At 68.5% G+C, this 23869-nt stretch carries 22 protein-coding genes, 1 tRNA gene and 1 pseudogene; 7 read left to right on the top strand and 17 right to left on the bottom strand.

What is annotated here, in order from left to right; all coding sequences use genetic code 11:
* Positions 1–39: 39 nt before the first annotated feature.
* The 8 genes and pseudogenes from MC45_RS11130 to dapB form a co-directional block, all read right to left on the bottom strand.
* Positions 40–1212 carry a VWA domain-containing protein gene (locus MC45_RS11130; RefSeq protein ID WP_038663057.1) on the bottom strand — a complete coding sequence of 391 codons (1173 nt, stop codon included), beginning with the start codon at positions 1210–1212 and terminating at the stop codon, positions 40–42.
* Positions 1209–3436, bottom strand: a pseudogene (locus tag MC45_RS11135) (DUF5682 family protein). The gene MC45_RS11130 and the pseudogene MC45_RS11135 overlap by 4 nt, the downstream one beginning before the upstream one ends.
* Positions 3437–3440: 4 nt before the next feature.
* Positions 3441–4520 carry an ATP-binding protein gene (locus MC45_RS11140; RefSeq protein WP_038663062.1) on the bottom strand — a complete coding sequence of 360 codons (1080 nt, stop codon included), beginning with the start codon at positions 4518–4520 and terminating at the stop codon, positions 3441–3443.
* Entirely contained in the window at positions 4517–5923 is a 1407-nt protein-coding gene (locus MC45_RS11145; protein ID WP_038663065.1) for a DUF5691 domain-containing protein, read from the bottom strand. The genes MC45_RS11140 and MC45_RS11145 overlap by 4 nt, the downstream gene beginning before the upstream one ends.
* Entirely contained in the window at positions 5916–7289 is a 1374-nt protein-coding gene (locus MC45_RS11150; protein WP_245640711.1) for an SWIM zinc finger family protein, read from the bottom strand. Before MC45_RS11150 ends, MC45_RS11145 begins: the two co-directional genes overlap by 8 nt.
* A 205-nt stretch (positions 7290–7494) precedes the next feature.
* Positions 7495–7571: transfer RNA gene (locus tag MC45_RS11155), tRNA-Arg, on the bottom strand.
* Positions 7572–7616: 45 nt separating this feature from the next.
* Positions 7617–8270, bottom strand: coding sequence for an endonuclease III (gene nth, locus MC45_RS11160; RefSeq protein WP_038663069.1), 654 nt, complete (start codon positions 8268–8270; stop codon positions 7617–7619).
* A complete protein-coding gene (dapB, locus tag MC45_RS11165; RefSeq protein ID WP_038663070.1) occupies positions 8267–8995 on the bottom strand; it encodes a 4-hydroxy-tetrahydrodipicolinate reductase in 729 nt (242 codons plus the stop codon). The genes nth and dapB overlap by 4 nt, the downstream gene beginning before the upstream one ends.
* Positions 8996–9196: 201 nt before the next feature.
* Here dapB and MC45_RS11170 point away from each other — a divergent pair, with 201 nt between their 5' ends.
* Complete coding sequence (locus tag MC45_RS11170; RefSeq protein WP_038663072.1) at positions 9197–9898, top strand: NAD-dependent deacylase; 702 nt, start codon at positions 9197–9199, stop codon at positions 9896–9898.
* 388 nt (positions 9899–10286) lie between these two features.
* On the opposite strand, the gene era is transcribed toward MC45_RS11170, so the two are convergent.
* The 4 genes from era to lepB all read right to left on the bottom strand — a co-directional run bounded on the left by era (position 10287) and on the right by lepB (position 13489).
* The gene (gene era, locus MC45_RS11175) at positions 10287–11186 is read right to left on the bottom strand and encodes a GTPase Era (protein WP_038663074.1); all 900 of its coding nucleotides are present in this window, start codon (positions 11184–11186) and stop codon (positions 10287–10289) included.
* Entirely contained in the window at positions 11183–11689 is a 507-nt protein-coding gene (locus tag MC45_RS18930) for a GIY-YIG nuclease family protein (RefSeq protein ID WP_081974545.1), read from the bottom strand. The genes era and MC45_RS18930 overlap by 4 nt, the downstream gene beginning before the upstream one ends.
* 295 nt (positions 11690–11984) lie before the next feature.
* Positions 11985–12653 carry a ribonuclease III gene (gene rnc, locus MC45_RS11180; protein WP_038667180.1) on the bottom strand — a complete coding sequence of 223 codons (669 nt, stop codon included), beginning with the start codon at positions 12651–12653 and terminating at the stop codon, positions 11985–11987.
* Entirely contained in the window at positions 12650–13489 is an 840-nt protein-coding gene (gene lepB / locus MC45_RS11185) for a signal peptidase I (protein WP_038663077.1), read from the bottom strand. The genes rnc and lepB overlap by 4 nt, the downstream gene beginning before the upstream one ends.
* A gap of 123 nt (positions 13490–13612) precedes the next feature.
* Here lepB and pgi point away from each other — a divergent pair, with 123 nt between their 5' ends.
* The 5 genes from pgi to gorA are packed head-to-tail and all read left to right on the top strand — an operon-like array spanning position 13613 to position 17548.
* A complete protein-coding gene (gene pgi / locus MC45_RS11190; protein WP_038663079.1) occupies positions 13613–15103 on the top strand; it encodes a glucose-6-phosphate isomerase in 1491 nt (496 codons plus the stop codon).
* A gap of 35 nt (positions 15104–15138) precedes the next feature.
* Complete coding sequence (locus MC45_RS11195; RefSeq protein ID WP_038663081.1) at positions 15139–15525, top strand: DUF4174 domain-containing protein; 387 nt, start codon at positions 15139–15141, stop codon at positions 15523–15525.
* A 54-nt stretch (positions 15526–15579) separates the two neighbouring features.
* Positions 15580–15792 (top strand): type II toxin-antitoxin system VapB family antitoxin, encoded by a 213-nt coding sequence (locus MC45_RS11200; RefSeq protein ID WP_038663084.1) that lies wholly within the window; start codon positions 15580–15582, stop codon positions 15790–15792.
* Complete coding sequence (vapC, locus tag MC45_RS11205) at positions 15789–16202, top strand: type II toxin-antitoxin system VapC family toxin (RefSeq protein WP_038663087.1); 414 nt, start codon at positions 15789–15791, stop codon at positions 16200–16202. The genes MC45_RS11200 and vapC overlap by 4 nt, the downstream gene beginning before the upstream one ends.
* Positions 16202–17548 (top strand): glutathione-disulfide reductase, encoded by a 1347-nt coding sequence (gene gorA, locus MC45_RS11210; protein WP_038663089.1) that lies wholly within the window; start codon positions 16202–16204, stop codon positions 17546–17548. The genes vapC and gorA overlap by 1 nt, the downstream gene beginning before the upstream one ends.
* Before the next feature lie 227 nt (positions 17549–17775).
* Here the strand turns inward: gorA and MC45_RS11215 are convergent, their stop codons facing one another.
* Positions 17776–18171, bottom strand: a complete 396-nt coding sequence (locus MC45_RS11215) for a c-type cytochrome (RefSeq protein WP_052075630.1) — start codon at positions 18169–18171, stop codon at positions 17776–17778.
* A gap of 78 nt (positions 18172–18249) precedes the next feature.
* Here MC45_RS11215 and MC45_RS11220 point away from each other — a divergent pair, with 78 nt between their 5' ends.
* Positions 18250–18663, top strand: coding sequence for a hypothetical protein (locus MC45_RS11220; RefSeq protein ID WP_038663093.1), 414 nt, complete (start codon positions 18250–18252; stop codon positions 18661–18663).
* Here the strand turns inward: MC45_RS11220 and MC45_RS11225 are convergent.
* The 4 genes from MC45_RS11225 to MC45_RS11240 all read right to left on the bottom strand — a co-directional run bounded on the left by MC45_RS11225 (position 18646) and on the right by MC45_RS11240 (position 23779).
* Complete coding sequence (locus MC45_RS11225; RefSeq protein ID WP_038663095.1) at positions 18646–20019, bottom strand: dihydrolipoamide acetyltransferase family protein; 1374 nt, start codon at positions 20017–20019, stop codon at positions 18646–18648. The two genes, MC45_RS11220 and MC45_RS11225, sit on opposite strands and share 18 nt — an antisense overlap.
* Before the next feature lies 1 nt (position 20020).
* Positions 20021–21028 carry an alpha-ketoacid dehydrogenase subunit beta gene (locus MC45_RS11230; protein ID WP_038667184.1) on the bottom strand — a complete coding sequence of 336 codons (1008 nt, stop codon included), beginning with the start codon at positions 21026–21028 and terminating at the stop codon, positions 20021–20023.
* Between the two features lie 163 nt (positions 21029–21191).
* Positions 21192–22499 carry a thiamine pyrophosphate-dependent enzyme gene (locus MC45_RS11235; protein WP_052075631.1) on the bottom strand — a complete coding sequence of 436 codons (1308 nt, stop codon included), beginning with the start codon at positions 22497–22499 and terminating at the stop codon, positions 21192–21194.
* 278 nt (positions 22500–22777) lie between these two features.
* Positions 22778–23779, bottom strand: coding sequence for a fumarylacetoacetate hydrolase family protein (locus MC45_RS11240; protein WP_038663098.1), 1002 nt, complete (start codon positions 23777–23779; stop codon positions 22778–22780).
* Positions 23780–23869: the final 90 nt, after the last annotated feature.

Genomic DNA, 23869 nt, shown 5'->3' on the forward strand with positions numbered 1-23869 from the left:
CCTGATGCGCGACGCAACGTCATTTGGACGCGGTGGCCATCACGCATCCGAACGCACCAGCTTGATATCGCGGTCGGCTGCCCAGCCATGGACGTCCTCACGACGAAGGGCAGTGCTCATCAGTTCGGGAAACTGGTCGGGCGTACAGGCGAACACGGGAATGCCCAGCGCCGCCACCTGCGCCGCAAGGGCGGGGTCATAGGACGGGCGGCCACTGTCGGTCAGTGCGAGGAGCACGATGACGTTGACGCCCGATATCGCAAGCCGCGCGAGCCGATCGACCAGCGCATCGGCATCGCCGCCCTCGTACAGGTCGGTGATCAATACGAGATGCGCCTTTGCCGGCCGCTCGATGCGATCCTCGCAATATGCGACGGCACGGTTGATGTCGGTGCCCCCGCCGAGTTGGACGCCGAACAGCACCTCGACCGGATCCGCCAGTTCCTCGGTCAGGTCGACGATCGCCGTGTCGAAGCAGACGAGCCGCGTGGCGACGACCGGCAGCGACGCCATGACCGCGGCGAAGATCGAGGCGTAGACGACCGAGGTCGCCATCGAGCCCGACTGGTCGACGCACAGGATGACCTCGTCCAGATCGACGATGCGCCGCTGCCGGCGCACGAAACCGATCAGTCGCTCCGGCACCACCGTCCGATGCATGGGCTGATAGGTTGCGAGATTGGCGTGGATCGTGCGCGGCCAGTCAATATCGGCGAAACGCGGCCGGTTGGTCCTGCGCGAGCGGTCGAGTGCGCCACGGATCGCGTTCGCCGTGCGCGTCTCCAGCAGCGTCATGAGTTCCGCGACGACCTTCGCGATCACCGCCCGTGCGGTGTCCCTGGTCCTGTCCGGCATCACGCCGCGCAGCGCGACCAGATCGGCGACAAGCCCGACATCGGCCTCGACGGTCGCCAGAAACTCGGGTTCGAGCAACATCTGGCGCAGCCCCTTGCGTTCGAACGCATCCTTCTGGATCACCTGAACAACCGGCGTGGGGAAGAATTGGCGGATGTCGCCGAGCCATTTGGCGACGCGCGGCGCCGACCCACCGAGCCCGCCCCGGCCCTTCCTGCCGTCCTCGCCATCACCATAAAGCGCGGACAATGCGTCGGATAGGCGGCGATCGCTTTCGGACAGCGGCGATGCCCCGTCCCCACCGTCCTCGATACCCAAAGCCAGCATCCAGCGGCGGTGACGTTCGTCCTCGCTCATCGCAATGCTCCCGTCATCAAGGCGATGACACGCGTCTCATGCGCCGGCCATATCGCCGCGGCGCCCGGCAGCAGCCGATAGCCGCGCGCGCCCGTGCCGGACCGGCCGAGCACCACGTCTATCAGCCGGCGGCGCTCGTTACGGTCGAGCGCGGCGAACACCCGCCGGAACAGCGGCAGGTTGGCCACGAACGTATTCTCGTCCAACCCGACGAGCCAGCCATCGACCGCCTCGCGCAACGCCATATCGTGCAGAAGCCGCTGCCCCGCGCCTTCGAGAAAGCCTCGAAAAAGCCAGCGGCGTCGGCGACCGGCAATGCCGGCGACAGCATCCGGGCGAGCAGCGCGGCGGCTTCGTCGGCGCCGAGCACCTCCGCTTCGTAGAGCAGGCGGGCAGCGACGCCCGCAATCAGCCGCGTTGTCTGCGCGTCGTCGCACAACCGGCGCAACGACGCGTGCCAGGTGGCGACGATATCGGATGCGAGCTGTGCCAGCTGGATCGCGCCATCCGCCGCAACGATTGCATCGCGCAGGGTCGCCGCCGCTTCGGCATCCAGATTGCGGGCCGCATAGGGAAAGGCGAACGCCGCCTGCACCGCGATCCGCGGCATCAGCCCGGCAAGATGCTCGGCCGTTCCGGATCTTGCCTCGCCATAGCGGAGGACGTCGGCCATCGGCGGCAGCGCCGCGAGCAGCGCCTGCCCGTCGCTGGTCAGGGCGGCCCGCCGTTCGAGGAGCGTGATGCCCAAGTCGGTGGCGCCGGCCAGATCGGCGACCATCGCATCGCGCACGAGGGTGGCCAGTTTGGTGAGATCGGGCTGCGCTTGCATCGCCTCGCCGAGCCGCGCTTCGGCGGCGGCGGCAATCGTCGATCCGTGGACGAGATTCTCGATCAGTCGCACGGCGAATTCGGGCTGCCAGGCCAGGATCCAGTTTTCGCGGAACGTCCCGCGGCTGCGGCCGGCATCGGCGAGGCGCCCCCAGGGCACGTCGAGCACGTTGAGCCGGTGGAGCAACGTGGAACGCGCCAGCCCGCTGTCGCTGCGCAGGTCGACGGTCAGGGCGCGTTCGAGCGCCTCGGGCTTTAGTCGCGTGGCCTTTTGCTGACGCTGCAGATCCTCGATCAGCGGGGCAAGCGGCGTGTCTGCGGGGATCGACCCGACCGCGGAACCGATCAGCAATTCGGCGGAGATATCGTCCCAGAGCGCATGTTCGCCATTGCACAGACAGGCGATCGCGGCTTCGCGCAGTTCCTCGAAACCGGGATGCGGGCGAGCGCGCAGGGCGGCGAGCGCATGCCCCAGCCGCTGCGCTTCGATCACCGCGGCCGTCGAGACCGAATGGCCGCGCGCGCGCAACTCACGTGCGATCCGCGCAAGCCATATCGCGTCGCGGTGACCGGCATGACGCGTGGCCCACAAATGCGCGCACCAGCCGGGCGCGACCACGCCAGCACCATAGCCGCTCGCCCGGGCAAGACGAGGCGCGGTCCAGGGCGCCCATGTCGCCCTCGCCTTCGTCCTGGATCGCGCCTTCAGCAATGCGCGATCGGCGGTGAAGTTGATCTTGGTCGCCAATGCGGGGACGTGCCAGGCGCCGCACACCACCGCGATCGGGAGGTCGCTTTCCTTGGCGGCCCGGGCGATCTCGAGACGCATATGGGCTTCACGCGCGGCCTCATAGACGGAGATGGTCCGGGCCTCGCCGCGGAGCGCGGTCATCGCATCGGCTACCGCGGCGAATACCGGCGTCGAGCCGGGATTTTCCTCGATGACATCGGCCCACCAGGATTCGCCGTCGGCATAGCCGGCGGCCGCTGCGAGCTGGCCGATCGGATCGCGGCCGACCGGATCGACGTTGGCCTCGGCCTCGGCTGCATCCGACTCTGCGCCGCCTGCCGAACCGCCTTGCCGGTCGCTGGCCGGCAGGTCGATGAAGCGGAGCGCGGCGTCATGCGCGACCGCCCAGCGCGCCGCCTGATATTCGGGCGAATAGTCGGCGAAGGGAAAGAAGCGGGCGTCGGCGGGATCATCCTCGGCATAGGTCAGCAAAGCGACGGGTGTCACCATCGCCGGGTCGGCGAGCAGCGGCAGCAGATGCGACGCATCGGCGGGGCCCTCGATCAACACCGTGCCGGGCTGAAGCGCGTCGAGCGCCTCCACCAGCCGCCGCGCCGAACCGGGACCGTGATGGCGGATGCCGAACAGCGAGACTGCCGCCACCATCGCGTCAGATCAGCTCGGACAGCGAGGCATAATAGTCTTCGAACCCCCGGCGTTTCTTGAGCACGGTCTCGAGATATTCGCCCAGCACCGCTTTGTCCTGCACGGGATCCTTCACCACCGCGCCGATCATGGTGGCCGCCAACGTCCCGGGCGTGAGCCGACCGTCGTTGAAGAAGGTCGCCTGGCTGATCCCGCCGACCATCACGCCGATCGCCTCGGCGGTGGACAACCCGCCCGAGGGCGACTTGAGCGCGACCTTGCCGTCCTCGGTCGACCCGGCTCGCAGTTCGCGGAAGATCGCGACCACCCGCGCCACTTCCTCGGCGACATTCCTGGGCTCCGGCAGGTCGAGGCTCTGCGCCATCTCGCCGACCCGCTTGACGATGATCGCCACTTCCTCCTCGGCACTGTCGGGCAACGGCAACACCACCACGTTGAACCGCCGCTTGAGCGCCGAGCTGAGTTCGTTGACGCCCTTGTCGCGGTTGTTGGCCGTGGCGATGATGTTGAACCCGCGACGGGCATATACCGCGCTGTTCAGCTCCGGGATCGGCATCATCTTTTCGGAGAGCACGGTGATCAACGTGTCCTGCACGTCGGATCCCATGCGGGTCAATTCCTCCAGTCGGCAGAGCTTGCCCGACTCCATGGCACGCATCATCGGAGTGGCCACCAACGCCTCGCGACTCGGCCCGTGCGCGAGCAGCTGCGCATAATTCCAGCCGTAGCGGACCTGGTTTTCGTCAGTCCCGGCCGTGCACTGGATCACCATCGTCGAATCGCCCGCGACCGCGGCGGCGAGATGCTCGGACACCCAGGATTTGGCCGTGCCTGGCACCCCAAGCAGCAGCAGCGCACGATCGGTGGCGAGCGTCGCCACGGCCGTCTCGATCAGCCGCCGGTCACCGACGTATTTGGGTGTGACCGGTGTGCCGTCGGCGGCGGTACCGCCCATCAGATAGGTGACCACCACTTTGGGCGAGAGCGCCCAGCCGGACGGGCGCCGATCGGCATCACCGGCGGCCAGCGCGGCGAGTTCACCGGCATAGATCGCCTCGGCGGGCAGGCGCAGCATCTCGCTCATTCGGTTCGTCTCCTGTCTTCGAGCGCAGCATTGAGCCGCAGCATGTCGAGCCGCGGATCGGAGGCGATCAGCCCTGTCGCCGCCAGTCGTTCGAGCGCCTGCGCCGCCGCTGCGCGCGAGGCGAGCAGGCCCAATGCCTGGAGTTCGATCGCCTGATCGGCGTGCGCGGCGTCGTCCGATCCGAGGGCGGCGAGCAGCGCCTCGCCCGCGGGAGTGGCGATCGCCTCGTCGATCCCGCCAGCGCCGCCCGCGACGATCAGTGCCATCGCAAAGCCGGCCCCCTTCGCGCGAAGCAGATAGATCGCGATCTGCCGACATTGCGCCGCGGTCAAGCGCGGCAGAAGCTGCATCAAAATGGTCAGATCGATCGCGGCTGCCGCCGTCAGCGCCGCCATGATCGCGGCGATGATCGCATCGGTCGCCGAGCGTGCCGCCATGGCCGCGCACAGCAAATCCACGTGCACGTCGCTCCCCCACGGCCAAGCCCCGGCGAGATCGGTCGGGGACAGGCCGAGCGCCCGCGCGAAGGCATCGAAGGACACCGTCTGAAAAAGCGCCGCGCGGCGATCCCGTTGCGCCGCGATTTTCAAGGCCCGCGGTACGATCGCGCGGGTACGGCGCAACAGGCCCCACGTTTGAAGGGAGAAAAACTCTGCTAGTTCGGTCGCATCCGCATCGGCGGCATCGCCATGACCCAGCCGCGCCAGCAGCGCGGCCGCCACTGCCTTCACGCGCGGCGCACGGTCGCCGGTAAGACGTTCGAGCAATGGTCGGTCGGCGTCGGACAGACCCGTCGCCATCGCCTCGACGAACCGCAGGCGATGACCGGGCGCCTCGCCGCCGATCTTCTCCGCGAGCAGCCCGGCCGCCCAGGCGGGATCCTGCCGGCGCAACGCCGCGAAAGCGGCATGACGCATGGCCGGACCGAAGCTGTCCCAGCTCCCGGCATCAAGAACCTCCGGCCTGTCCGATCGCGGTTGCGAGGCGTCGGCCCAATCCTGCCATGGTGCATAGACCTCGGGCACGTCCTCGCCCGGTCCGGGCATCCAATCGCCCGGATGAAGCGTCCAGCCCCGACCGTCGAGAAAGACGAGCAGGTGGCGGCGCAACGACGGCTCGCGCAGCGCCTGGAGCAGGCGCCGCACACGTGGCCGCAACGGCTCCGGAAGCGGCGGCCGGGCAAGGGACGGGATGTCGCCGCGTGGCCGCACCTCGCCCGCGGGCTCGGCGACCGTCAGCGCTCCGAGCAATTGCCCGGACAACGCCAGCAGCCGCAATTCGGCTTCTCCGATCTCACCTCCCAGCGCATCGCGCCAGACGGCGGGGGCGGCCGGTACCGCGCTGCCGCCGATCGTCCAGCGCGTCAGCACCGGGCCAAGCGCGTCGAGCAGGGTTTCAGCCATGGCCGATACGCCCCCAGGGCGTCCGCGCCGCGAGCATCTCCAGCCGGCTGCCCGACCAGAGGGCCGCGCTGCGCGTCAGCTCGGTGCCGGCGATCAACCCTTCCGCACCGCCCGCCAGCGGCAGCCGCGCGGTGCCTTCGCGCGGTAGCCACCATGACGTGCCGGCACGATCGTAGCCGATCCGTCCCGGCGGAAGCAGGATCGGTCGCTCCGCGGCCCATGGCTCGGCGAGCAGCGGCGCGGCCAATGCTGCCTGCAGCGGCATATCCGCCGGCGGCCAGTCGAGCGGCGGACCATCGACCAGCGCCGCCTCGCGCTGGATCAGCATGGCGCGCAGCGGGACGCGCGCGGGAAAGAACAGCAGTTCGCCGACGAACTGTTCGCCCGGGGTGAACACCGTCGCGCGCCGTCCGGCGCTGGCCGGAAAGAAATCGAGCAGCATCGCAAAACGGGGACCTTCGGTCAGGTTGAGCAGCCACGTCGCCTGCGAGATCAGCCCGTCGCGGCGGGTACGGACCCGCTCCGCAAGCACGTCCCAGGCGGCGGTGACCCGCAGCACGGCCGGATCGGCGAGCAGGGTCTCGCGGCTCTCGGCCGATGCGACGGCGCGCCGCAGCTCCGGGTCGCGGGGATCGGCGCGGAAGGCCCGTGCGAGCAGCACCAGCCGCGCCAGTTCCACCACCGCGCCGCGCACCCGGTCGCCGGCCGGCAGCGCGAGCAATCGAGCGGGCAAATCGTCCACATGGCCTGCCAATGCGGCTGCCTTGCCGTCGACCAGTCGCGCGCCGATGCGGCGACAGCGCACCGTCACGTCGTCGACGAAACCGGCAAGGCCGAGGCGAAGCTGGTCGCCTACCCATTGCTCGAGCGCGTCCAACGCGTCGCGGATCGCCCGCCCGGTCTCTTCCGCACGCCTGGCCCCGGCCGCCGCGCGTCGCGCCGCGGTCCTGGCGTCGGGAACCGCTTCAGGCTCGGCGATCCGGGCAGCGTGCAGGTTCTTGTCCGCCACCGGCATCAGGGGCTTGGGCGCTGCGGTCGAGCGTCGACGCCCCAGCCATTCGGTCACCCACGCGGGCGTCTCCGCAGCGGGAAAGGCAAGAAGCGCTTCTGCATACAGCCAGAACAATGCAAGAGCGTGTTTGCACGGGAATTTGCGCGAGGGGCAGGTGCATTTGCTCGCCAGGTCGCGCAGGTCGGCCATCACCCGATAGGGATTGGCGCCGGACCCGGCACATTCGCCCCAGATCAGCGCCGCGTCGTGACTCGTGCCGATGCCGGACCATCGTGCGGGCTTCGCGAGACCCGCCGCAGCCTTGAGCGAGGCCTGGTCGGCGGCAAGCTGTTCCACCGTCCTCAAGTCGATCACCACGCCGCCCTCGCCCCATTTGGCTCCGGATCCATGATAGAGAGCGATCGTGAGGTCTCAAACCGCATTCAGGGCGGCCTGCGGCCGAGGGGCGGCTGCGTCATGGATCGCAACAGGGGCAGGATGCATCGGACCGACGATGGCCAACTGCATTCAGGAGATCCCGACTCGCGAACCAAGCGGGGAAAACAACGCTGATCGGTGATGGTGCACCCGACTGGATTCGAACCAGTGGCCTCTGCCTTCGGAGGGCAGCGCTCTATCCAGCTGAGCTACGGGTGCCTGAAGACTGCGCCTAGCAAAGCCGCGGCGGCGGCGCCAGAGGCTTTATGCGGCGAGCGCCTTGGGCGGCGGCGTCTTCGGCTTGAACGCGCACAGGTCGGCGACGATGCAGCGCCAGCATTCGGGCCGCCGCGCCTTGCAGACGTAGCGGCCGTGCAGGATCAGCCAGTGATGCGCGTGCAACCGGAATGGCTGCGGCGTCGCCTTGTCCAGCTTCAGCTCGACCGCGAGCGGCGTCTTGCCGCGGGCGAGGCCGGTGCGGTTGCCGACGCGGAAGATATGCGTGTCGACCGCGAAGGTCTCGGCACCGAAGGCGACGTTCATCACCACATTGGCGGTCTTGCGGCCGACGCCGGGCAGGCGTTCGAGCGCGTCGCGATCGTTCGGCACCGCGCTGTCATGGTCGGCAACCAGCGCCTCGGACAGCGCGATGACGTTCTTCGCCTTGGTGTTGAACAGGCCGATCGTGCGGATATGTTGTTTCAGCGCGTCGAGGCCGAGCGCGACCATCTGTTCGGGGGTCTTCACCTCGGCGAACAATGCGCGCGTCGCCTTGTTGACGCCGGCATCGGTCGCCTGCGCCGACAGCACCACCGCGACGAGCAATTGATAAGCATTGCCCGATTCGAGCTCGGTCTTGGGATGCGGGTTCGCCTCCGCCAGCCGGCGGTAGAATTCGAAGACGTCCGCCTTCTTCACAGGCCGAGCACGTCGCCCATACGGTAGCGGCCGGCGGGCCGGCCGGCGAGCCACAGCGCCGCGCGCACCGCACCCTTGGCGAAGATCGAACGGTCCTGCGCGAGGTGCGACAGCTCGATCCGCTCGCCCTCGCTGGCGAACAACACGGTATGATCGCCGATGATCGAGCCGCCCCGCAGGCTCGACAGGCCGATCGTCCCCTCGGTGCGCGCGCCGGTGAGGCCGGCGCGGCCATCGACGCGCAATTCGGACAGCGTCGTCCCCCGCCCCGCCGCCGCCGCCTCGCCGAGCAGGATCGCCGTGCCCGAGGGGGCGTCGACCTTGTGACGGTGGTGGCTCTCGACGATCTCGATATCCCAGTCGGTGCCGAGCCGTGCCGCCGCCTCGCGGACCATTTGTGCGAGCAGGGTGACGCCGAGCGAGGTGTTGCCGGTCTGGAGCACCGCGATCTCGGTCGCGGCGGCGTCGATCGCGGCATGCTGCGCCTGGCTGAGCCCGGTGGTGCCGATGACCAGCGGCGTGCGTGCCGCGCGCGCCGCGGCGAGATGCGCTTCGATCGCCGAGGCGGTCGAGAAGTCGACCAGCACGTCCGACATGCGCGCGAGCACCGCCGGATCGCCGCCGGCATCGACGCCGCCGGCAAGCGTCGCGCCCGCCGCATCGATCTGCTCGGTGATCGCGCGGCCCATGCGGCCGCTGCTGCCATAGATGCCGATCGCGGTCATGCGAGGCTCCTAACTTCACGAAGGTCACGCATAGCGGAGGGGGCGAGGGTCATGCCGGCCTTTTGGCACAAGGCCGGGCTGTAGGACAGCTTATCGCGCAAGCTGTTGTTAACGCTACCTTTTACCGCGGACCTGTCGGACATGACCGCCTCTGCTGCCGGACGCGTTGCAGGATCGGGCGACGCGCCTATCTGGAACGGAATGACCGACATCCGCAACATCGTCGTGCTGACCGGGGCGGGCGTCTCCGCCGAATCGGGGATCGCCACCTTCCGCGGGCCGGGCGGGCTGTGGGAGGGGCATCGCGTCGAGGATGTGTGCACGCCCGAAGCGCTCGCCGCCGATCCGGTGCTGGTGCATCGCTTCTACGATCTGCGGCGGGCGGCGCTCGCCGGGGTCGGGCCCAATGCCGCGCATCGTGCGCTGGCCGAGCTGGATGCGGCATGGCCGGGCGATCTGCTGATCGTGACGCAGAATGTCGACGACCTGCACGAGCGCGCCGGGGCGCGGCGGTTGCTGCACATGCATGGCGAGCTGACCTCGGCCTTGTGCGCGCGTTGCGGCGTACGGCGGGGGTGGCATGATGCGCTGCCGCCGGGAACACGGTGCGATGCGTGCGGGGCGGCGGCGCTGCGCCCCGACATCGTCTTCTTCGGCGAGATGCCCTATCAGATGGAGCGGATCGAGGCGGCGCTGGCGCGGGCCGATCTGTTCGTGTCGATCGGCACGTCGGGCGCGGTGTATCCGGCGGCGGGGTTCGTGCAGCTCGCCGACGCTTATGGTGCGGAGACGCTGGAGCTCAATCTGGAGCGGTCGGCGGGGAGCGGGTTCTTCGCCGAGACGCGGCTGGGGCCGGCGGGGGTGCTGGTGCCGGACTGGGTGCGGGAGGTTCTGGGGCAGTAGCCAATCCTCCCCCCGCAAGGGCAAGGTAATCGCATATAGATGCTCGTGCGAGCCTGTCGCCTTCCAAGCCCACCCCGTCACCCCGGACTTGTTCCGGGGTCCACCATGCGGCAAGGAGAAAGGCTTGATCCGGAACCATTTTCTCGCGGCCCGGTGGACCCCGGAACGAGTCCGGGGTGACGATTTAGATGAGGAAACCGATCGAACCTCATCGCCACAACCATATGCGATAGTCCTCCCCCGCAAGGGGGAGGTGGCAGCGCGCAGCGCTGACGGAGGGGGAGGATAGGGCGGGAGTATTGTCACCAAGCTCCCGCCCTGTCCTCCCCCTCCACCACCCGGCTTACGCCGGACGGTCCCCCTCCCCCTGGCGGGGGAGGATTTGCGGTTACTCGACCCAGTCGAGGCCGATGTCGCGGTAGACGTCGCGGTCCTCGTCCCAGCCGGGCTTGACCTTGACGTGGAGGTAGAGGTGGACCGGCGATCCGAGGATGCTCGCCAGTTCGGTGCGGGCGCGGGCGCCGATTTCCTTGATGCGGCTGCCGCCCTTGCCGAGGATGATCGCGCGCTGGGTCGGGCGCTCGACGAGGATCTGCTGGTGGACCTCGACCGAGCCGTCCTCGCGCTCGCTGTATTTCTCCGTCTCGACCGTGCTGGCATAAGGCAGTTCGGCGTGGAGCTGGAGGTAGAGCTGTTCGCGCGTCACTTCGCTGGCGAGCGCGCGTTCGGTGGCGTCGGAGACCTGATCCTCGGGATAATGCCACGGACCTTCCGGCATCGCCTTGGCGAGCGCCGACTTCAGCTCGGGCAGGCCGTCGCCGGTCTGCGCCGAGACGAACCACGTATCGGCGAAGGGCATCAGCGCGTTGAGCTTTTCCGCGTGGAGCAGCAGCCGGGGCTTGTCGGCGATGTCGACCTTGTTGAGGATCAGGATCTTGGGCTCGGGCCGGTCTTTCAGCGCCTCGGCGATCCGTTCGACCTTGCCGCCGATGCCGCCCTTGCCGTCGACGACGAGTGCGATCAGGTCGGCGCCCTCGGTGCCGGTCCAGGCGGCGGCGACCATCGCGCGGTCGAGCCGGCGCTGCGGTTCGAAGATGCCGGGGGTATCGACGAGCAGGATCTGCGCCTCGTCCTGGATCGCGACGCCGAGCAGCTTGGTGCGCGTCGTCTGCGCCTTGGGGCTGACGATCGCCACCTTCTGGCCGACGAGCGCATTGACGAGCGTCGACTTGCCCGCATTGGGCGCGCCGACCACGGCGACGAGGCCGCAATGTTGGGTCTGGGTCATGGGTTCTGGTCCGGTACGGGGGTTTGGGGAGCGGGCGGTTGCGCCGCTGATTTTGCGGTGGTGGAGGGGCGGGCTTCGACGGGCTGGGGCGTAATGGGGGATGGATTCGCAAGCGATGCGTTTGGGGATGGGTGCGCTTCGACAGGCTCAGCGCGAACGGAATTCATGGCTGGGCCATCCCCCTCGCCCGTTTGCCCTGAGCCTGTCGAAGGGCTGGGTTCCGCCTGGCGGTTGCGCGCGAGTTGGCTGAGCGTCTCCCAATCGGCGCGGATCAGTGCTTCCTTCTTGGCGCGGCTCCAGCCCTTGATCCGGCGTTCGGCTTCGAGTGCTTCGAGACGCGAGGGGAAATCCTGCGACCAGACGAGGGTCACCGGGCGGCGTTCCGACGTATAGCCCTCGTACGCACCGGTCTGGTGCTGGCCGATGCGCAGGTCGAGGTTGTCGGTGTGGCCGGTGTAATAGCTGCCGTCGTTGCAGAGGAGGATATAGGGCCAGAACGCCATTACCCACTCCCCAGGGCAATCGCAGATGGACGCTCGTGCGAGCCGGTCGTCTTCCACGCCCACCCCGTCACCCCGGACTTGTTCCGGGGTCCACCCTGCGGCGAGGAGAAAGGCTTGATCCACCACCATTCTCTCGCGGCCCGGTGGACCCCGGAACGAGTCCGGGGTGACGAAATTGGTAAGGAAAGCGATCGAGCCTCATTACCGCAGCCATATGCGATAGCCCTGCCCACCCCCCGGGGAGAGGTGCCCTTCGACAGGCTCAGGGCGAACGGGGGGCGGAGCGTGACGTGCCTCACCCCTGGAGCTTCTCCAGCAGCGCTTTTGCCGCGGCCGTCTCCGCGATCTGCTTGTTCGCGCCGGTCGCGGTCGCGTCCGCGAAGCTGCCGATCTTCACCTGTACGGTGAAGCGCGGCGCATGGTGCGGGCCGGAGCGGTCGACAACGACATATTCCGGGGTGCGCCGGCCGGCCGCCGCCGCCCATTCCTGCAATGCCGATTTGGGATGCTGCGGCGCCTTGTCGCCGTGCTGGACACGATGGCCCCAGGCCTTGCGGACGAAGGCGCGTGCGGCGTCGAGCCCGGCCTCGCGATACCAGGCGCCGATCAGCGCCTCCATCACGTCGCCGAGGATATTGTCGCTCTCATAGGCACCGTCGTCGCGCGCCTGTTTGCCGAGGCGCAGATGCGCGCGCACGCCCAGCTCGCGCGCGACGTCGGCGCACACCGTGCCGGTGACCAGCGCGTTGAGCCGCTTCGACAATTGTCCCTCGGGCTCCTTGGGGAAGAGCTCCCACAGCCATTCCGCCATGACGAGGCCGAGGACGCGGTCGCCGAGGAATTCGAGCCGCTCGTAATTCTCCGCCGCCTGGCTGCCGTGGGTCAGCGCGCGTTGATAGGGCGCGATGTCGGCGGGGCGGCGGCCGAAGGTCTCGGTCAGCCATTCGGGCAGCGCGATGCTCAGAAGCCCTCTCCGATCCGCTGCCAGCGTGCCGCGGTGAACCAGCTGACCGGGTTGATCCACGAGGCATTGCCGTCGGTCGAGAAGAAGGTGACCACCGCCTTGCCCTCGATCCGCTCCATCGGGATGTAGCCCATGCCGATCGGCGCCGGGAAACGGCTGTCGGCGCTGTCGTCGCGATTGTCGCCCATCAGGAAAACGTCGCCGGCGGGCACGGTGTAGAGGCCGGTATCGTCTGCCTGCGGAATGTCGGCCTGATCGAGCACCATGTAGCTCTTGCCGTTGGGCAGCGTCTCGCGGAAGCGCGGGTAGCGGCAGATCGGCACGCCGGCGGCATCGACGTCCTGAAACTGCGAACCGCATTTCTGCGCGTCGAAGTTCGGCGTGAGCGGGAGCACGAAGTCGGCGACGCGCTGCTTGGGGATCGGCTTGCCGTTGAGGATCACCTGACCGCGCCGGACCTGGATCGTGTCGCCCGGCAGGCCGATGACGCGCTTGATGACGTCATGATCGTCGGGCTCGGGCGAGCGGAAGACGACGACGTCGCCGCGCGTTGGATCGCGGCCGAGGATCCGCCCCGGGATCAACGGCACGCCGCCCGGCAGCGACCAGCGCGAATAGCCGTAATTCCATTTGGTGACGAACAGATAGTCGCCGATCAGCAGCCGCGGCAGCATCGATTCCGAGGGAATCGAGAAGGGCGCGAACAGGAAGCTCCTGAGGATCAGAACCGCGATCGCCAGCTTGACGAGGAAGCGCAGCGTCTCGTTCAGCTCCGAGCGCGGCGGCTTGACGGTGGCGGTGGTGGCCGCGGGGGCCGGCGTCGGTGTCTGATCCATAGCGAGGGAGCCTTAGCGTCCCCCGAGCGTCCTGAGTAGTCGTTCCGACCGACAGGGCTTGCCCGCCCGCGCAGGATCGATACGGGACTGACACGAACTCCCTTCCCCGAAGGACGACAAGACATGAGCGACTGGTCTGCGATCGAAGCCCTCCCCTCCCCCAAGCTGGTCGAGCTGTTCGATCAGGACGGCGAGCGGCTGTCCAAATTCAGCCTCGACGTGGCCGGAATCCATTTCGACTGGTCGAAGACGCATCTGACGACGCAGGCGGTCGAGGCGTTCGCCGCGCTCGCGCAGGCGCAGGACCTCGCCGGCAAGCGCGACGCGATGTTCGGCGGCGAGCACGTCAACGTCACCGAGGACCGGCCGGTGCTCCATGCCGCCGAGCGCGGCGAGGGCGATGCGGAGAGCGTCGCGCTGGCGCGCAAGCTGCACGAGCGGATGCGCTCGCTGATCGACGCGATCGAGGGCGGCGCGCTCGGCGACATCCGCCACGTGCTGCATATCGGCATCGGCGGGTCGGCGCTCGGGCCGCATCTGCTGGTCGATGCGCTGGGACGCGAGGATGCGCGCTACGATGTCGCGATCGTCTCCAACGTCGACGGCGTCGCGCTGGAGGATGCGATCAAGGATTTCGATCCGGCGGCGACCCTGCTGGTCGTGGCATCGAAGACCTTCACCACCAAGGAGACGATGCTCAACGCCGAATCGGCGCTGCAATGGATGACCGAACATGGCGTCGAGGACCCCTATGGCAAGGTGATCGCGCTGACCGCGGCGCCCGACAAGGCGATGGAATGGGGCGTCGACGAGACGCGCATCCTGCCGTTCGGCGAAGGCGTCGGCGGGCGCTATTCGCTCTGGTCGTCGATCGGCTTTCCGGCGGCGATCGCGCTTGGCTGGGGCGCGTTCGAGGAACTGCTCGAAGGCGCCGCCGAAATGGATCGCCACTTCAGGCTGACCGCGCTGCACGAGAATGCGCCGGTGCTCGCCGCCTTCGCCGACCTCTATTACACGCAGGTGCGCCACGCCGAGACGCGCGCGCCCTTCGCCTATGACGAGCGGCTGCGGTTGCTGCCGAGCTATCTCCAGCAGCTCGAGATGGAATCGAACGGCAAGGGCGTGAAGACCGACGGGACGCCGGTCGGTCGGCCGACCGCGGCGATCACCTGGGGCGGGGTCGGCACCGATGCGCAGCATGCGGTGTTCCAGTTGTTGCACCAGGGCACGCATCTGGTGCCGGTCGAGTTCATCGCGGTGATCGAGCCGGGCGACACGCTCGCCGAGGACCATCATCGCCAGTTGCTGGTCAACGCCTTCGCGCAAGGGGCGGCGCTGATGAAGGGCAAGCAGGTCGAGGATCCGGCGCGCTCGTACAGCGGCGACCGGCCGTCGTCGACCTTGCTGCTCGACGTGCTCGATCCGCGCACGCTGGGGGCGCTGATCGCCTTCTACGAGCATCGCGTGTTCGTGAACGGGGTGCTGCTCGGCATCAATTCGTTCGACCAGTTCGGCGTCGAGCTGGGCAAGGAGATGGCGAAGGCCGCCGACCAAGGCGGCCAGTCGTTCGATCCCTCGACCGAGGATCTGATCCGGCGCGCCGGGCTGGAGTGATCGAAGCATTCGGGATCGTCGTGCGTTGAGGCGCGATGATCCCGCTCCTGCTCGCCGCGGCGCTCGCGCCCGTTCCCGCCACCGTCGCCAAGATGCGCTGGGAGCGACGGGTGTTGCTGCTGTCGGCGCCGCGCGCGGATGACGCGGGACTGGCGGGACAGCGGCGGGCGCTCGCCGGCTGGGATGCTGCGGCACGCGAGCGCGATCTGGCGGTGGTGACGATCGTCGGCGATCGGGTGAGCGGCGCGGACGACGGCGCGGCGGGGTTGCGCAAACGCTATCGGCTGCCGGCGGGCCGGTTCGTGGCGATCCTGATCGGCAAGGACGGCGGCGAGAAACTGCGCTCGGCCAAGCCGATCGCGGCCGAGGTGCTGGCGGAGACGATCGACGCGATGCCGATGCGGCGTGCCGGGGAGCGGTAGCGTTGCACCGCCGCTTCCCGAAGATTATGTGTAGAGCACAGGCGGAGCATACACATGCGGACGAATATCGACATCGATGAGGACCTGCTCAACGAGGCGATGCAGGCCCTTGGCACCAAGACCAAACGTGACACGGTCATCGAGTCGCTGCGGCGGACGATCCGTGCGCGACGCCAGCTTGCGGCGCTGCGCGGCTTGGAAGGGCTCGGCTGGGAGGGCGATCTCGACGACATGCGAACGAGCAAATATCTGCCGACCGACGAATGATCCTCGTCGACAGCAGCGTCTGGATCGACAAACTGGCGCACCGCCGAACGGTACAGACCGAGGTGCTGGAAGCGCTGATCCTGGCGGAACAGGATATCGGCGTCGGCGATCTGATGCTGGTCGAGGTCCTGCAAGGGACGCGCGACGTGCGCGCCTATCGTCATGCAGAAGCGCTGCTCGCCGAGTTCGACATGGTGCAGATCAGCGACCATCATGTCGCCGTTGCAGCCGCCCGCCACTATCGCCATCTTCGCGGTCTCGGCATCACGATCCGCAAGACGATCGACACGCTGATCGCCACCCGCTGCATCCTTGACCGCCTTCCGCTGTTGTACAGCGATCGCGATTTCGACCCTTTCGTCCAGCATCTCGGCCTTCGGTCGGCGCTCGACGCTCCCGGAGTGAATTGATGTCCGACTATGATTATGACCTGTTCGTCATCGGCGCGGGGTCCGGCGGCACGCGCGCGAGCCGCGTCGCCGCGGCGCATGGCGCGAAAGTGGCGGTCGCCGAGGAATATCGCGTCGGCGGCACCTGCGTCATCCGCGGCTGCGTGCCCAAGAAGCTGCTGATCTACGGCGCGCATTTCGCCGAGGATCTGAAGGACGCCAAGCGCTTCGGCTGGCAGGTGCCGGACCAGTGCGCGTTCGACTGGCAGACGCTGCGCGACAACGTGCTCGAAGAGGTCGACCGGATCAACGGCGCCTATACGCAGACGCTGGAGACGCACGGCGTCGAGATCATCCACCAGCGCGCGGTCGTCACCGGGCCGCATAGCGTCCGCCTCGCCGACGGGACCGAGAAGACCGCCGGGCGCATCCTCGTCGCGGTCGGCGCGCATCCGGCGGTGCCCGACTGCCCCGGTGCAGAACACGGCATCACCAGCAACGAGGCGTTCCATCTCGATGCGATCCCCAAGCGCATCCTGATCGCCGGCGCGGGCTATATCGCCAACGAATTTGCCGGCATCTTCCACCAGCTCGGCGCGCACGTCACGATCATGAACCGGACGCAGGACATCCTGCGCGGCTACGACCTGTCGATCCGCGACCGGCTGCTCCAGATCAGCATGATGAAGGGGCTGGAGTTCAAGTTCGACGCCAATTTCGAAGGCATCGAGAAGGGCGAGGACGGGTGCCTGACCGTCCGTATGTCGAACCATGACCCGGTGACGGTCGACATGGTGATGTTCGCCACCGGCCGCGTGCCCAACACCGAGGGGCTCGGCCTCGAAGAGATCGGGGTGAAGCTCGAAAAAGGCGCGATCGTCGTCGACGAGCAGAACCGGTCGAGCATCGAGAGCATCTTCGCGGTGGGTGACGTCACCAACCGCGTCCAGCTGACCCCGGTGGCGATCCGCGAGGGACAGGCGTTCGCTGACACCTTCTACGGCGACAAGCCGACCACGGTCGATTATTCCAACATCCCCGCGGCGGTGTTCAGCCACCCGCCGATGGCCGGCGTCGGCATGACCGAGAGCGAGGCGAAGCAGAAGCTCGGCTCGATCCGCGTCTATTCGTCGGACTTCCGGCCGATGAAGAACGTGCTCGCCGGCCGCAACGAGCGCGCCTTGTACAAGATGGTATGCGACGGTGAGACCGGGCGGATCGTCGGACTGCATATGATCGGGCCCGACGTGCCGGAAATCCTGCAGGCGGCGGCGATCGCCGTGAAGGCGGGGCTGACCAAGGCGCAGTTCGACGAGACGGTCGCGCTCCATCCGACGATGGCCGAAGAGCTGGTGCTGATGAAGTGAGGGCCGGCTGGGCGCCAGGATGAATCACTCGAGATTCCGGCGTTTCCGGACGACGACGGGCGCCGGTGCATCCCTCGTCTCGTCACCCCGGGCTCGACCCGGGGTCCCGCTTCTTCCTGATCCGCATCGGTCAAAGGACGTAGCGGGACCCCGGATCAAGTCCGGGGTGACGGGCAGACGGCGATGAACGTCGATTGGCCCTGAGCCGCCCGATCGGCGCAGCGATGCTATCGCTGCGCCTGAAGGTAGGCGATCACGTCGGCACGGTCGAGCGGGTCGGCGAGTCCGGGAAAGCCCATCGAGGTGCCGGGGGCGAAGGCGCGGGGGTCGGCCAGCCAGGCGTCCAGCCGTTCGGGCGTCCAGCGGCCGCCGACGCGTTGCAGCGCGGCGGTATAGCCGAAACGCGGGCTGACCCCGGCGACCGGCGCGCCGACGACGCCGAACAGCGTCGGGCCGTTGCGGTCGGGCGCGTCGCGGCGGATGGCGTGGCAGGCGGCGCAGCGCGCGAATTGACGCTCGCCGGCGGCGACGCTGGCGACGCGCAGCAGCGCGGCCCGATCGGGTGACGGACCGGCGGCGGCGCGGCGCGCCGCGCGGTCGTCGTTCGAACAGGCGGCGAGCATCGCGACCGTGGCCAGCCAGAGAATAAGCGGCGCCGGGCGTTTGGGGGCTTCTTTACCTTTGTCCGTTACGGACGCAATATGACCCATAAGATGTTCGTCCTCGCGCTGTCGGGCGCCATCGCCGTGGCCGGACTGCCGGTCCCGCCCGCGACGTCGAGCTCCGCTTATGCCGCGGAGCGCCGCCTGATGGCGAGCCGCGCGGTGCAGCAGCAAGCTTATTTCGCGCGTCGGCTGACGCTGCTCGGCGAGCGGCTCGACCGGCAGCGGCGCGCCGGGCTGGTCGCACCGGGGCCGGCGGCGTTCATGCGCGACGACCTGACGCGAATATGGAACGGGGTGGACCAGTACGTCCAGCGTGGCGCGGCGCTCAGCCCGGACGAGCGGCGGAGCTATTGCGCGATGCTTCGCCGCATCGAACAGCGGCTGGCGCAGGCGGAGGCACGGCGGCATGCCGCCCCCCGCCTCGCCGATCGGTCAGTCCGCGAACAATAGGACCGGCGTTTCGAGCTGCGTCTTGAGCGCCTGGACGTAGCTCGCCGCATCCCAGCCATCGACGACGCGATGATCGCAGCTGATCGACAGGTTCATCAGCTTGGCGCGGCGGATCTCGTCGCCGCGACCGGTGAAGACCGGGCGTTCGACGATCTTGTTCGGACCGATGATCGCCACTTCGGGGCGGTTGATGACCGGCGTCGTCGCGATGCCGCCGAGCGGCCCCAGCGAGGTGACGGTGATCGTGCCGTTGCCGAGTTCTTCCGGCTTCAGCTTGTTGGCGCGCGCCGCCTCGGCGAGGCGGGCGATCTCGGTGGCGAGTTGCCAGACGTTCCTGTCCTGCGCGTCGCGGATCACCGGCACGGTGAGGCCTGCATCGGTCTGCGCCGCCATGCCGAGATGGACGCGGCCCGAGCGCGTGACCACGCCCGCCTCGTCGTCGTAGCGCGCGTTGAGCATCGGGAATTGCGGCAGCGTGCGGCAGATCGCGACGATCAGCAGCGGCAGCAGCGTGAGCTTGGGGCGCGCGCCGCGATGATCGTTGAGGTCGGCGCGCATTGCCTCCAGCGCGGTGACGTCGATCTCGTCGACGTAAGTGAAGTGCGGGATGTTGCGCTTCGACGCGGCCATGTTCTCGGCGATACGGCGGCGCATGCCGATGACGCGGATCTGCTCGTCGGCACGGGCGCGGGATGCGCCGGGGGCTTGATAGCCCTGGCCGGCGTTGTAGCGCAGGAAGGCGTCGAGATCGGCGTGGCGGACGCGATCGGCGTCGGTCTTCACCTGTGCGAGGTCGATGCCGAGATCGCGCGCGCGGGCGCGGACGGCGGGGGAAGCGAGGGCCTTAGGCTCCTCCCCGGCACGGGGAGGGGGACCATCCGAAGGATGGTGGAGGGGGGCTGCCACGGACGACGCGCTCGCGTCTTGCCTTACGGGCGGGGTCGCTTGTGGAGCGCCCCCTCCACCACCGGCTTCGCCGGCGGTCCCCCTCCCCGTGCCGGGGAGGATTTCCTCGACGCCCGGGTTTTCCGCCTCATATTGTTCGGCGACCTCGGCCTGCTCGGCACTCGGCGGTGCGGCGATCGCCTCGCCCCCTCCCGCGCTCTCGCCCGCATCCTCGGTCTCGATCACCACCAGCGCCGCGCCGATCGCGACCTGATCGCCGACCTCGCCGGCCAGCTCGACGACGACGCCCGACACCGGCGATTCCATCTCGACGGTCGCCTTGTCGGTCATCATGTCGGCGATATTCTGGTCTTCCTCGACCCGATCGCCGACGGCGACGTGCCAGGCGACGATCTCGGCCTCGGCGATGCCCTCGCCGATGTCCGGCAGCTTGAAGGTGAAGCGGGCCATCCTATGCGTCCTTCATGATCTTCTTGAGGGCCTGGCCGATGCGCACCGGCCCCGGGAAATACGCCCATTCGAGGCTGTGCGGATACGGCGTGTCATAGCCGGTGACGCGCTCGATCGGCGCTTCGAGATGGTAGAAGCAGCGCTCCTGCACCAACGCCGACAATTCGGCGCCGAAGCCGCTGGTGCGCGTCGCCTCGTGGACGATCATGCAGCGGCCGGTCTTCTTCACCGACGCCTCGATCGTCTCGATGTCGAGCGGCACGAGCGTGCGCAGGTCGACGATCTCGGCATCGATATTGTGCTCGGCGATCACCGCGGTGCAGACGTGGACCATCGTACCGTAGCACAGGATGGTCAGCGCCTCGCCCTCGCGCACCACCGCGGCCTTGCCGAGCGGGACCTTGTAATAACCGGTCGGCACCTCGCCGGCGGGGTGCTTCGACCAGTTTTCCGACGGCTTGTCCCAATAGCCGTTGAAGGGGCCGTTGTAGATGCGCTTGGGCTCGAAGAAGAGGACGGGGTCGTTGTCCTCGATCGCCGAGATCAGCAGGCCCTTGGCGTCATAGGGCGTCGCGGGAATCACCGTCTTGATGCCGGAGACGTGGGTGAAGATGCCCTCGGGCGACTGCGAATGCGTCTGGCCGCCGAAGATGCCGCCGCCGAACGGCGAGCGCACCGTCATCGGGCTGATGAACTCGCCCGCCGAGCGATAGCGCAGCCGCGCCGCCTCGGAGACGAGCTGGTCGAGCGCGGGATAGATGTAATCGGCGAACTGGATCTCGGGGACCGGGCGCAGGCCATAGGCGCCCATGCCGATCGCGACACCGATGATCCCCGTCTCGGTGATCGGCGTGTCGAAGACGCGGGTCTTGCCGTATTTCGCCTGCAGGCCCGCGGTGGCGCGGAAGACGCCGCCGAAATAGCCGACGTCCTCGCCCATCACCAGCACGTCGGGATCGCGCGCCATGCAGATGTCGAGCGCGCTATTGATCGCCTGGATCATGTTCATGCGGGCGGTGCCGGTGTCGGCGGCGGGTTCTGGCTGGGTGGTGATGTCGGTCATTCCACAATCCTCGTCACCCCGGGCTCGACCCGGGGTCGCGCTATCGTGCGCGGAAGGAAAGAAACAGCGGGACCCCGGGTCACGCCCGGGGTGACGGCGTGCGTGGTCATCACTTGCGCGCCCATGGCCGGCCGCTCGCCTCTTCCTCGGCCATCATCTGCGCCTGCTGTTCGCGCAAATGCCACGGCATCTCCTCGAACACGCCGTCGAACAGCGTATCGAGCGGCTGGTGCAGGCCGTGGCCGAGGATGCCGTTCTTCTCGGCTTCCTTCTGCTCGGCCTTGACGTATTCGGCGAGCTCGCGGTCCTGCGCGGCGTGGCGCTCCTCGTCCCATTCGCCGATGACGATGAGGTGCTGCTTCAGCCGCGCGATCGGGTCGCCGAGCGGCCAGGCGGTCGGTTCGCCGGCGCTGCGATATTGCGTCGGGTCGTCGGAGGTCGAATGGCCTTCCGCGCGATAGGTGAAATGTTCGATCAGCGTCGGCCCGGCGTTGGTACGCGCGCGCTCCGCCGCCCACAGGGTCGCCGCATAGACCGCCAGCGCGTCATTGCCGTCGACGCGCAGCCCGGCGATGCCATAGCCGATCGCGCGCGCCGCGAAGGTCGTCGCCTCGGCCCCGGCGAAGCCCGAGAAGCTGCTGATCGCCCATTGGTTGTTGACGACGTTGAAGATCACCGGCGCGCGATAGACCGCGGCGAAGGTGCAGGCGGAGTGGAAGTCGCCTTCCGCGGTCGAGCCCTCGCCGCACCACGCCGCGGCGATGCGCGTATCGCCCTTGGCGGCCGAGGCCATCGCCCAGCCGACCGCCTGCGGATATTGCGTGGTGAGATTGCCCGAGATCGAGAAGAAGCCGTGGTCGCGCGCCGAATACATGATCGGCAGCTGCTTGCCCTGGAGCTTGTCGCCACGATTCGAGTAGATCTGGTTCATCATCTCGACCAGCGGATAGCCGCGCGCGATGAGCAGCCCCTGCTGGCGATAGGACGGGAAGCACATGTCCTCGAAGTCGAGCGCCTGAGCGGCGGCGATCGCCACCGCCTCCTCGCCCGTCGCCTTCATGTAGAAGCTGGTCTTGCCCTGCCGCTGCGCGCGGAACATCCGCTCGTCGAAGGCGCGGAGCAGCGCCATGTTGCGCAGCATCCGCCGCAGCATGTCGGGCGAGAGCTTGGGGTCCCACGGCCCGACGGCGCGGCCGTCCTCGTCGAGGACGCGGACCAACGTATAAGCGAGATCGGTGAAATCGTGCGCCGAGGCGGCGGTATCGGGGCGCCGCGCGGCACCGGCGGGCGGCACGTCGACGCCGACGAAGTCGACCGCATCGCCGGGCCGGAACTTGGGCTCCGGCACGTGCAGCGTCAGCCCGGGCAGGTTCCGGGGCGGCTGCGCATTGGCGCGAGGATGCTCGCTGGCCACCATCTCTCTCCTTCACGTCCGACGAGGGTCGCCAGCGCTGTTGTTGGATCGTGTTGCGCGGCTGTAATTAAATTTCAAGCGGCTTTTCGGTGGGCGGAGCGATTCCGCTGTACCGGTCGAAACGGATCGTGTGCCGGGCGACCCCGTTCCTCCCCGGCACGGGGAGGTGGCGGCGCGAAGCGCTGACGGAGGGGGGCGTCCACAGGCGCCACGCCTGCGGCCCGCCCCCTCCACCACCCGCTGCGCGGGCGGTCCCCCTCCCCGTGCCGGGGAGGATTGGCTCACCCCACCGTCTGCTCGATCACGCCGAAGATCGGATGGTGCTTGTCGTCCTCCGCCCAGATGCGCACGGTGTCGCCCTTGCGCAGGAACGGCGTCGTCGCCGTGCCGGTGGCGATCGTCTCGACGGTGCGCAGCTCGGCGAGGCAGGAATAGCCGACGCCGCCCGCCGCGATCGTCTGGCCCGGACCGCCATCGGGGCCGCGGTTCGAGACGGTGCCCGAGCCGACGATCGTCCCCGCCCCCAGCCGGCGCGTCTTCGCCGCATGCGCGACCAGCGTTCCGAAGTCGAAGGTCATGTCCTCGCCCGCATCGGCGCGGCCGAACGGCTGGCCGTTGAGATCGACGTGCAGCTTGCGGTGCAGCTTGCCGTCCCGCCACCAGTCGCCAAGCGCCTCCGGGGTGACGAATACCGGCGAGAAGGCGCTCGCCGGCTTGGACTGGAAGAAGCCGAAGCCCTTGGCGAGCTCGCCGGGGATCAGATTGCGCAGGCTGACGTCGTTGGTCAGCCCGACCAGCCGGATGCCGGCGAGCGCCTCGTCGCGGCTCGCGCCGAGCGGCACGTCGCCGGTGACGACCACCACCTCGGCCTCGAGATCGCAGCCCCAGGCCTCGTCGGCGAGCGGGATCGCATCGCGCGGGCCGAGGAAGCCGTCCGAGCCGCCCTGATACATCAGGGGATCGTGCCAGAAGGTCTCGGGCATCTCGGCGCCGCGCGCCTGCCGGACGAGCGCGACATGGTTCACATAGGCCGAGCCGTCCGCCCATTGATACGCCCGCGGCAGCGGCGAGGCGGCGTCATGTTCGTGGAAGCGCTCGCGCGGGATCACCTCGTGGTCGAGGTCGGTGGCGAGGTTCTGGAGGTCGGGCAGCAACCGGTCCCACTGGTCGAGCGCCGCCTGCAAGGTCGGCGCGATATGCGTCGCATCGGCGCACCAGGCGAGATCGGTGGAGACGACGACGAGCCTGCCGTCACGGCCCTGCTTCAGACTGGCGAGTTTCATCCGGCGCATCCTCTCATGTCGTTGGCCCGACGGTGTATCGGCTGGCGTGCCGGGTTGCGACGGAAAAGTATCGGGGGATACGGGAGGCCC

Origin of the sequence: Sphingomonas taxi, assembly GCF_000764535.1 — a bacterium.
Taxonomy (GTDB): Bacteria; Pseudomonadota; Alphaproteobacteria; order Sphingomonadales; family Sphingomonadaceae; genus Sphingomonas; species Sphingomonas taxi.